The sequence below is a fragment of the Aminobacter sp. P4_D5 genome (assembly GCF_056401815.1).
In genome coordinates this window covers 1-770 of record NZ_JBFUIP010000606.1, presented here as the reverse complement: position 1 = coordinate 770, position 770 = coordinate 1, and the positions used below count along the sequence as shown (strand labels likewise).

The 770-nt window shown below is 73.9% G+C and carries 2 protein-coding genes; both read left to right on the top strand.

Translation table 11 applies throughout. The annotated features are described in order from the left end of the window. Positions 1-614 (top strand): GntR family transcriptional regulator (locus AC1DWF_RS33820; RefSeq protein WP_476842860.1); only part of this gene is annotated, 614 nt, incomplete at its 5' end. Beyond that, a partial coding sequence (locus tag AC1DWF_RS33815; protein ID WP_476842861.1) for a TetR family transcriptional regulator occupies positions 611-770 on the top strand: 160 nt, incomplete at its 3' end. The genes AC1DWF_RS33820 and AC1DWF_RS33815, both read left to right, overlap by 4 nt.

Below are 770 nucleotides of genomic sequence, written 5' to 3'. Positions count from 1 at the left end.
GGCTGCGGGTCAGCCGCACGCCGGTGCGCGAGGCCATGCGCCGCCTCCAGGCCGAGGGGCTGCTGGAGCATGCCGCCGGCGGCGGGCTCGCGGTCGCGATCTACGACCTTCGGGCCATCGCGGAATTCTACGCCACGCGCGAATCGCTGGAGGGCACGGCGGCCGCCCTGGCCGCGCGCCATGCCGACACGACAGAGATGGGCATCCTGCGCGCCATCCTGGAGGGCATGCGCGCGCTGGGCGACGATCCCCGCGCGCATGCGCGCGAGAACGAGGCCTTCCACGAGCACATTTACCGCTCGGCGCACAACCGCTTCCTGCTCAAAAGCCTGCGGGCGCTGCTGAACTTCGTGCCTCTGTTGGGACGCACGACCTATCACGACCCTGGCCGGGCCTCGAGCGCGGTGGAGGAGCATGCCGAGATCGTCGCGGCGATCCTGGCACGCGATCCCGTCAGGGCGGAGGAGGCAGCGCGGGCGCATATCCGTCGCTCCTATGAGAGCCGCGTGCGCGTCGTCACCCAGGATGTGCGCGACGCCGCGCATCGCCGGTCGGTCCGGCGTCCGCCCATCGGCCTTGCCGAGCGCCGGCCGAAAGCCGGTACGGCGGAGTGACGACCGCGGCCCTCGCGGCCGAGGCGCCGCGCCGGGGCCGCCCGCGCAGCCCCGAGGCGCGGGGAAAAATTCTGGCCGCGACGGCGGAGCTGCTGGCCGAGGGCGGCTTCCACGCCGTCACCATGGAGGCCGTGGCGGCGCGGGCCGGGGTGGCGA